This window comes from Pseudomonas sp. V98_8, assembly GCF_029967975.1.
In the GTDB taxonomy this organism is placed as follows: Bacteria; Pseudomonadota; Gammaproteobacteria; order Pseudomonadales; family Pseudomonadaceae; genus Aquipseudomonas; species Aquipseudomonas umsongensis.
Genome location: NZ_JASCAE010000008.1, coordinates 1 through 8247, shown reverse-complemented (window position 1 = coordinate 8247; position 8247 = coordinate 1). Strand labels below are relative to the sequence as shown.

Annotated in this window: 8 protein-coding genes; 1 reads left to right on the top strand and 7 read right to left on the bottom strand. The window is 63.3% G+C overall.

The genetic code is table 11. The features are described from left to right. Positions 1-414: 414 nt before the first annotated feature. The 6 genes from yghX to QLG10_RS07640 form a co-directional block, all read right to left on the bottom strand. The gene (gene yghX / locus QLG10_RS07665; protein ID WP_188265617.1) at positions 415-1302 is read right to left on the bottom strand and encodes a YghX family hydrolase; all 888 of its coding nucleotides are present in this window, start codon (positions 1300-1302) and stop codon (positions 415-417) included. 54 nt (positions 1303-1356) lie between these two features. Then, positions 1357-1758 carry a heme-binding protein gene (locus QLG10_RS07660; protein ID WP_110750525.1) on the bottom strand — a complete coding sequence of 134 codons (402 nt, stop codon included), beginning with the start codon at positions 1756-1758 and terminating at the stop codon, positions 1357-1359. Positions 1759-1777: 19 nt separating this feature from the next. After that, on the bottom strand, positions 1778-2998 hold the full coding sequence (gene glcF, locus QLG10_RS07655) for a glycolate oxidase subunit GlcF (RefSeq protein WP_282486537.1): 1221 nt from the start codon (positions 2996-2998) through the stop codon (positions 1778-1780). A 3-nt stretch (positions 2999-3001) separates the two neighbouring features. After that, the gene (glcE, locus tag QLG10_RS07650; protein ID WP_188265619.1) at positions 3002-4066 is read right to left on the bottom strand and encodes a glycolate oxidase subunit GlcE; all 1065 of its coding nucleotides are present in this window, start codon (positions 4064-4066) and stop codon (positions 3002-3004) included. Then, entirely contained in the window at positions 4066-5565 is a 1500-nt protein-coding gene (gene glcD, locus QLG10_RS07645; protein ID WP_110750519.1) for a glycolate oxidase subunit GlcD, read from the bottom strand. Before glcD ends, glcE begins: the two co-directional genes overlap by 1 nt. 195 nt (positions 5566-5760) lie before the next feature. Beyond that, the gene (locus QLG10_RS07640; protein WP_282486529.1) at positions 5761-7524 is read right to left on the bottom strand and encodes an L-lactate permease; all 1764 of its coding nucleotides are present in this window, start codon (positions 7522-7524) and stop codon (positions 5761-5763) included. Between the two features lie 178 nt (positions 7525-7702). On the opposite strand from QLG10_RS07640, the gene QLG10_RS07635 reads away from it, so the two are divergent. Further along, positions 7703-7939 carry a hypothetical protein gene (locus QLG10_RS07635; protein WP_020801332.1) on the top strand — a complete coding sequence of 79 codons (237 nt, stop codon included), beginning with the start codon at positions 7703-7705 and terminating at the stop codon, positions 7937-7939. A 104-nt stretch (positions 7940-8043) separates the two neighbouring features. On the opposite strand, the gene QLG10_RS07630 is transcribed toward QLG10_RS07635, so the two are convergent. Beyond that, positions 8044-8247 (bottom strand): aldehyde dehydrogenase family protein (locus tag QLG10_RS07630; protein ID WP_282486526.1); only part of this gene is annotated, 204 nt, incomplete at its 5' end.

Below are 8247 nucleotides of genomic sequence, written 5' to 3'. Positions count from 1 at the left end.
AGGGCTCGGCATGCCCTCTCTCCGGCATTGCTCCGTGGGTCGCCGCGATGGGCCATCGTGGTTAACGGGGCGCCCAGATCAAAAACAAAAGCGAGGCGGCCTTAAAGCCGACCTGACTTTTCCAGATATCCCCAATCCACTGTGGGAGCGAGCCTGCTCGCGAAAAATGTCCAGACAACGCGCTCATCCAGAAAGGGCGCGTTATCGTTGACGACCATCGCGAGCAGGCTCGCTCCCACAGGGGGAACGCGAACAGACCTGCGATCAGGTCGGCTGTAAGGCCGCCTCGCTGTTGCTTTGGCTTTTGATTTTCTTGCCCCCCGGCGTTCCGTTTTTCCAAGTGACTCGCCGTAAGGGCGAAACCCTGAGTGGCCGTTACCTCTGCAACGGATATACACCCAATCCAACCTTCAATCACACCAGATATTTACGAAACCACCCCAGCGTCCGCTCCCAGGCCAGCTTCGCCGCCGCCTCGTCATAACGCGGCGTGGAGTCGTTGTGAAAGCCATGGTTGGCGCCGGGATAGATATAGGCTTCATAGGTCTTGCCGCCGGCCTTCAGCGCCTGCTCATAGGCGGGCCAGCCTTCGTTGATGCGCGTATCCAGTTCACCGTAGTGCAGCATCACCGGCGCCTTGATCCGGGGCACATCCTTGGCGTCCGGTTGCCGGCCGTAGAACGACACGGCGGCGCCCAGTTCCGGGTAAGCCACGGCTGCCGCATTGGTGACGCCACCGCCATAACAGAAACCGGTGATACCGACTTTTCCGCTGGAGTCGGGATGTTTCATCATCCACTCGACGGCGGCGAAGAAGTCATTCATGAGCTTTTGCGGGTCGACCTTTTCCTGAAGTGCACGGCCCTTGTCGTCGTTGCCCGGGTAGCCGCCGACCGAGCTCAAGCCATCCGGGGCGAGGGCGATGAAACCGGCCTTGGCCAAGCGCCGCGCCACGTCTTCGATGTAAGGGTTGAGCCCACGGTTTTCATGCACGACCACCACCGCCGCGACCTTGCCGGCGGCTTTTGCCGGGCGCACCAGATAGGCACGCACCTGCCCGTTACCTTTTGGGGAGGGGTAGGTGACGTACTCGGCGATGATGTCCGGGTCGGTGAATTCGACCTGTTCGGCAAGGGCGTAATCCGGGCTCAGGGACGCCAGCAGTGCACTGGCGGTCAAGCCACCCAGGGTGAACAGCGCGGCGCGGTCGAGAAATTCGCGCCGGTTGATCAGGCCATGGGCGTAGTAGTCGTAGAGTTCCAGCAGTTGCGGGGAAAAGTCTTTTGCAGTGAGACGGGGCATCGGTGCGCTTCCTCTTCGGCGGATTGATGGCTCTTGCAGCGACATGCCCTGTGGTCAACCGAGGCACTGCGCCCCGGCTTTCGCCACTTGTGCATCCTGTTCGGCCTTGACCCCGGACACCCCGACCGCGCCGATCACCTGGCCGTCGACCGTGATCGGTACCCCGCCTTCGAGCGAGGTCAGCAGCGGTGCCGACAAAAAGGCCGTGCGCCCGCCATTGACCATCTCTTCATAGCCTTTGGATTCGCGCCGCCCCAGGGCCGAAGTACGGGCTTTTTCGAGAGCGATGTAGGCGCTGATGGGCGAGGCGCCATCGAGGCGTTCGAGGGCCAGGGGATGCCCTCCGTCATCGACCACGACAATGGTCACCGGCCATTGGTTGGCCTGGGCTTCGGTGCGCGCGGCAACGAGGATCCGGCTGACTTCGACCTGGCTCAGGACGGCTTTGCGGTTCATGGGCGTTCTCCAGTGGGCGTTATTGGGACAGGGCGTCTTCGACCAGTTCGATCCAGTGCCGGACGGGGGTGCGGCCCGCGCCGTCGAGGTGCGACTGGCAACCGATATTGGCGGTGACGATGACTTCGGGGTAGCCGCTTTCCAGGGCATTCATCTTGTTGTCGCGCAGTTGCCGGGCCAGTTCCGGTTGGGTCAGCGAATAGGTGCCTGCCGAACCGCAGCACAAATGGCTGTCTGGAACAATGGTTAGGTTGAACCCAAGGCGGATCAGCAGCTTCTCCACCGCGCCACCGAGTTTTTGCGCGTGCTGCAAGGTGCAGGGGCAATGGAACGCCACGCGGTGGGCGTTGTGGATGCCCAGTTGTTCCAGCGGTTCGTCGCGCAATACTTCCACCAGGTCCCGGGCCAGCGCGCTGACCTTTTTCGCCTTGTCGGCATAGGCTGGATCGCGTTCGAGCAGGTGCCCGTAATCCTTGATAAAGGCACCACACCCGCTGGCGGTTTGCACGATGGCCTCGGCGCCTTGTTCAATGGCCGGCCACCAGGCGTCGATGTTGTGCCGGGCACGATCAAGGCCGGCCGCCTGGGCGTTCAGGTGATAATCCACGGCACCGCAACACCCGGCCTCGCGGGCCGGCATGACGCTGATGCCCAGCCGGTCCAGCACCCTGGCGGCAGCCACGTTGGTATTGGGCGACAGTGCGGGCTGCACGCAACCTTCGAGCATCAATACCTGCCGGGCATGGCGGGTGGCGGGACGCTGCTTGGGCACCGGGAGGTTGCGCGGCAGTTTGCCCTGCAGCGTACCGGGCAGCAGCGCGCGCAGTGTCTGGCCGCTGTTGACCAGGTGTTTGAACAGGTCTGGATGCGGCACCAGCTTGCGCAGCCCCTCGCGCAACAGCCGCTGGCCGATCGGACGCGGCACCGCTGCATCGACCACGGCGCGGCCGATGTCCAGCAAGTTATGGTAATCGACCCCCGACGGGCAGGTGGTCTCGCAGTTGCGGCACGACAGACAGCGATCCAGGTGCAGTTGGGTCTTTGCCGTGACCTCGTTGCCTTCCAGCACCTGCTTGATCAGGTAGATGCGCCCGCGCGGGCCATCGAGCTCATCGCCGAGTAACTGATAGGTCGGGCAGGTAGCGTTGCAGAAACCGCAGTGCACGCAGGTGCGCAGGATGCTGTCGGCTTCTTCGGCGCGGGGCAGTCGGCGGGCGCGTTCGCTCAAGGTGGTCTGCATGATTCATAACTCCGCGTACAGGCGTCCGGGGTTGAAGATGCGCTGGGGGTCGAGTTGCTGCTTGAGGCGCTGGTGGTAGCGCAACAGCGCGTCGGGCAGTGGCTGGAAGGGCGTATCCGTGAGCCCGTGGCTATAGCAGGTGACGTGCCCGCCAGCCTCGGCGACGACCTGGCGAATGAACGTTGCCCGGGCATCGGACTTGAGCCAGCGCTGGGCACCACCCCAATCGATCAGTTGCCGACCGGGCAGGGACAGGCTCGGTGTATTGTTGGGCACGGACAGGCGCCACAGTGGCTGGTCTTCGTCGAAGAACGCCAGGCGCTGTTCGTTGAGATCGGCCCAATACGAAGCGTCGAGCACCTCGCCGCCCAGACGATCGTGGGCCGCCGCCACCGAGCCTTCGCCGCCCTCGAGCCGCAGGTGCAGGCACTCGCCGTCATGACAGGCGGCGCTGATCGGCAGCGGTTGCTGGCCCCATTCCGCCAGGCGCAGCAAAGCTTGCTCGACGTTCATTTGCAGGCTGATGCTCAGGGTCTGCCGGGGCTTGGGCAGGACCTTGAGCGAGACCTCGGTGATCAGGCCCAGGGAACCGTAACTGCCGGCCATCAGGCGCGACAGGTCGTAACCGGCGACGTTTTTCATGACCTCGCCACCGAAACGCAAATGCTTGCCCAGGCCGGTGATCACCCGCGTGCCCAGCACGAAATCCCTCACCGACCCCGACCACGGCCGGCGCGGTCCGGACAGCCCGCAAGCGATCATGCCGCCGACGGTGGCGTCATCGCCGAAGGCCGGCGGTTCGCAGGGCAACATCTGCTGCGCGGCGTCCAGCACGCTTGCCAGTTCCACCAGCGGCGTGCCACAGCGCGCCGTGATCACCAGTTCCGTCGGGTCATAGCGGACAATGCCCCGGTGCGATCGAGTATCGAGTATTTCCCCCGCCGTCACGCGGCCCAGGAATGCCTTGCTGTTGGCGCCCTGAATCCGCAGCGGCGTGGCGTTGGCCAACGCCTGGTTGACCTGCTCCAGCAGCGCTGTGCTGTCATCGAGATCAGCAGGTGGGTGCATCAGAAACGCTCCAGGTCGGGGAAGGGCAGTTTTCCTGCGTGCACATGCATGGCGCCAAACTCGGCGCAGCGGTGCAGGGTCGGTATGTTCTTGCCGGGATTGAGCAGTCCGCCGGGGTCGAAGGCCGCCTTGACTGCGTGGAACAGGGTCAGCTCATCGCTGTTGAACTGCGCGCACATCTGATTGATCTTTTCCCGGCCTACGCCGTGTTCCCCGGTAATGCTGCCGCCGACTTTCACGCAAAGCTCGAGGATCTTGCCGCCCAGGGCCTCGGCGCGATCCAGTTCGCCCGGTGTATTGGCGTCGAACAGGATCAGCGGGTGCATGTTGCCGTCGCCGGCATGGAACACGTTGGCTACCCGCAGGCCGTATTCGGCCGAGAGTTCGGCGATGGCCTTGAGCACGCCCGGCAGCTCACGACGGGGGATGGTGCCGTCCATGCAGTAGTAATCCGGCGACAGGCGGCCCACTGCCGGAAAGGCGTTCTTGCGTCCGGCCCAGAAGCGAACGCGTTCTGCCTCATCCCGGGCCTGGCGCACTTCGGTGGCGCCGGCCTGCTCGAGCACCTGGCGCACGCTGTCGCAATCGTCACGCACGTCGGCTTCGACGCCGTCGAGTTCGCACAGCAGGATGGCCTCGGCCTCCACCGGGTAACCGGCGTGGATGAAGTCTTCGGCAGCGCGGATGGCCAGGTTGTCCATCATCTCCAGGCCGCCCGGGATGATGCCGGCGGCAATGATGTCGCCGACAGCGCGGCCGGCTTTTTCCACGGAGTCGAACGCCGCCAGCAGCACCTTGGCGGACTGCGGCTTGGGCAGTAATTTGACCGTGACCTCGGTGATCACCCCGAGCATGCCTTCGGAGCCGGTGAACAAGGCCAACAGGTCCAGGCCAGGAGAGTCCAGGGCGTCGGAGCCCAGGGTCAGGTGTTCGCCGTCGACGGTGAGGATGTCGACCTTGAGCAGGTTATGCACGGTCAGGCCGTATTTCAGGCAATGCACGCCGCCGGCGTTTTCGGCAACGTTGCCGCCAATCGAGCAGGCGATTTGCGAGGAAGGGTCGGGCGCGTAGTACAGGCCGAACGGCGCGGCGGCCTGGGAGATCGCCAGGTTGCGCACCCCCGGTTGCACCCTCGCGGTACGGGCGGCAGGGTCGATCTGCAGAATCTGGTTGAAGCGGGCCATCACCAGCAGCACGCCTTTTTCCAGGGGCAAGGCGCCGCCAGACAGGCCGGTACCGGCACCCCGGGCGACGACCGGTACCCGGCGTGCGTGGCACAGGCGCAATACGCCCTGGACCTGGGCGATGTCCCGCGGCAGCACCACCAGCATCGGCGTGGTGCGATAGGCGCTCAGCCCGTCGCATTCGTACGGCTTGAGTTCTTCCTGCTGGTGCAGGATTTCCAGGTCGGGCAACTGCGTGCGCAAGGCCTGCAACAGCGCGGCCTTGTCGACCTCTGGCAGAGCGCCATCAACGCGTTCATCGTAGAGAATATTCATAGTCGTTTTACGATACTCCGTTCATGAAAGCCCGGGCGATTGCCGTAATGCTGGGTCACTGTAGGAGCGAGCATGCTCGCGATGGTCGTCAACGATAACGCGTGTTTACTGACTAAACGCAGCGTACTTGAGTCCATCGCGAGCATGCTCGCTCCTACAGTGAACAGCATTTGGGTGATTGCCCGGGTTGTCCGATCAATGGCCGCCCACCACCATATGACTGAACGGTGCGACATAGGCCTGCAACGTCACCAGGCCGCCGACCAGGATCGCCAGGATGATCGAGTGGAAAAATACATAGCGCAGGATCTCCCCTTCATGGCCATACCAGCGGGTGGCGGTGGAGGCCACCACGATCGACTGCGCGTCGACCATCTTGCCCATGACCCCGCCGGAACTGTTGGCGGCGGCCATCAATACCGGGCTGAGCCCCAGTTGCTCGGCAGTCACCCGTTGCAAGCCGCCGAACAGCACGTTGGAGGCGGTGTCCGAGCCGGTCAGCGCCACGCCGAGCCAGCCGAGCAGGGTGCCGAACATGGGGTAAAAAACTCCTGTCGCGGCAAAGGCCAGGCCCATGGTCGCATCCAGCCCCGAGTAGCGGGTGAGAAACCCGAGGGCGAGCATCGCGGTAATGGTGATCAGTGAATAGCGCACCACCCACAGCGTGCGCAGGTATTGGTGGATCAGCTGCGGGATGGAGTAGCCCATCAACAGCCCCCCGAGGATCGCCGACAGCAGAATGCCGGTGCCGGTGGCAGTGAACCAGGTGAACTTGTAGATCGCGTCTTCGGTTTTCGGCGCAGGCACCACGGGCGGAACCTTCTCGATCTGCTGATGAATCGTGGTGAAGGTCAGGACCGGGGCGAAAATCGGGTTGGCCTCGCGCAACGGTTTACCCTGGGGATCCAGTTTGGCCGCGCTGGTGGCCGGATCGATCGCCGGGCGGGTGTCGAACATGTTCTTGAACCCTTGGGTCCCCCAGGCGAAAACGAAGACCGTGAGGATGATCCACGGCATCCAGGCGCGCATCACCGCGGGCTTGGCGTCGCTGGCAAAGGCTGCGCTCGCGACTGGTTTTTCGTCATGTTCCTCGGCGATGGCCGAGTTATCGACGCGCCCGGACAGGGCAGCGGAGGTATGCACGGTGGCCGGTTTCCACACTTTGAGGAAACCCGTCAGGCAGGCCATGGAGATCAGCGCGGCGATCACGTCCACCAGCATCGGCCCGTGATAGTTGGACACGATGAACTGCGGGATGGCAAAACTGACCCCGGCAATCAGGATCGCCGGCCAGATTTCCAGCATCTTGCGCCAGCCGGCGAAGGCCCAGATCAGCCAAAAGGGCACGATGACCGAGAAGAATGGCAGTTGCCGACCGACCATCATCGACAGCTCCATTTCATCAAGCCCGGTGACTTTGGCCAGGGTGATGATCGGAGTACCCAGCGCACCGAAGGCCACGGGGGCGGTATTGGCGATCAGCGCCAGGCCCGAAGCGGCCAGTGGTGAAAAGCCCAGGCCGATGAGGATCGCCCCGGTCACCGCCACCGGCGTACCGAACCCCGCGGCGCCTTCGAAAAAGGCGCCGAAGCAGAAGGCGATCAGCAGCAATTGCAGGCGGCGATCGTCGGTGATCCGCGCCAGAGAGTCCTGCAGCACTTTGAACGAGCCGTTCTCGGTCGTCAGCCGGTGCAGGAAAATGATGTTCAACACAATCCAGCCAATGGGCAACAAACCGTTGGCGGCACCGTACAGCGCCGCCGACCCGGCCATGCCGGCGGGCATGCCGAAGGCGAAAATCGCGATCACCAGGGCCGAGGCCAGGGCGAACAGTGCCGCCAGGTGTGCCTTGACATGGAAGAAGGCCAGGGCTGCGAGCATCACCACCACCGGCACGGCTGCCATGAGGGTCGAAAGCACCGGGTTGTTGAACGGATCGTAGATTTGCTGCCAGACCATGTTCCACCTCTGCTTTTTTGTTGTTGGGAGTGCAGCCCCTTGGGGGGGAGGTGGCCTCTAGTATAGGTGCCATTGCGCCGCTGTCAGGGCGCGGTGGCCGTCGCCTCGATCGGCGCTTGGCAGGCGGCTGAGCTAGCATTGCCGATAGGCCGAAATCAATCGTGGGAGGGGAGCAGCAATGACTGAGCGCCATATCGAGCACAAGGAGACGCTTTCGAACGGATGCAGCATCAAGGTCAAGGCCGAGATACTGAAGGACGGCTCATTGGGAATGTTCATCGGTGTTTACCGGCCGGACGGCTCGGTCATTGACGAAAACCACGATCCAAAACCCCATATGCTGGACATGGAAGCGGCGATGGACTGGGGGATCGACATTGCCAAGGGCATCGGCAACAGCCAGAGAACCTTGTAGCGCATGGCTGGGGATTGGCGATGCGATATTCGCGAGCAGGCTCGCTCCCACAGGGGAAATTCGATCAACTGTGGGAGCGAGCCTGCTCGCGAAGCGTTTGATTTTTAGTGCTTGAACATCACATGCCGCACGACGGTGTAATCCTCCAGCCCATACATCGACATGTCCTTGCCATACCCCGACAACTTCTGCCCGCCATGGGGCATTTCGCTGACCAGCATGAAGTGCGTGTTGACCCAGGTGCAGCCGTACTGCAAGCGCGCCGACAGGCGATGGGCGCGGCCGACGTCGGCGGTCCACACCGAGGA

Bases quoted from the DNA above. Each gene is read 5' to 3' on its own strand.
- glcF (WP_282486537.1), bottom strand. From the start codon at position 2,998: ATGCAGACCACCTTGAGCGAACGCGCCCGCCGACTGCCCCGCGCCGAA.
- QLG10_RS07640 (WP_282486529.1), bottom strand. From the start codon at position 7,524: ATGGTCTGGCAGCAAATCTACGATCCGTTCAACAACCCGGTGCTTTCG.
- glcE (WP_188265619.1), bottom strand. From the start codon at position 4,066: ATGCACCCACCTGCTGATCTCGATGACAGCACAGCGCTGCTGGAGCAG.
- QLG10_RS07660 (WP_110750525.1), bottom strand. From the start codon at position 1,758: ATGAACCGCAAAGCCGTCCTGAGCCAGGTCGAAGTCAGCCGGATCCTC.
- QLG10_RS07635 (WP_020801332.1), top strand. From the start codon at position 7,703: ATGACTGAGCGCCATATCGAGCACAAGGAGACGCTTTCGAACGGATGC.
- yghX (WP_188265617.1), bottom strand. From the start codon at position 1,302: ATGCCCCGTCTCACTGCAAAAGACTTTTCCCCGCAACTGCTGGAACTC.
- glcD (WP_110750519.1), bottom strand. From the start codon at position 5,565: ATGAATATTCTCTACGATGAACGCGTTGATGGCGCTCTGCCAGAGGTC.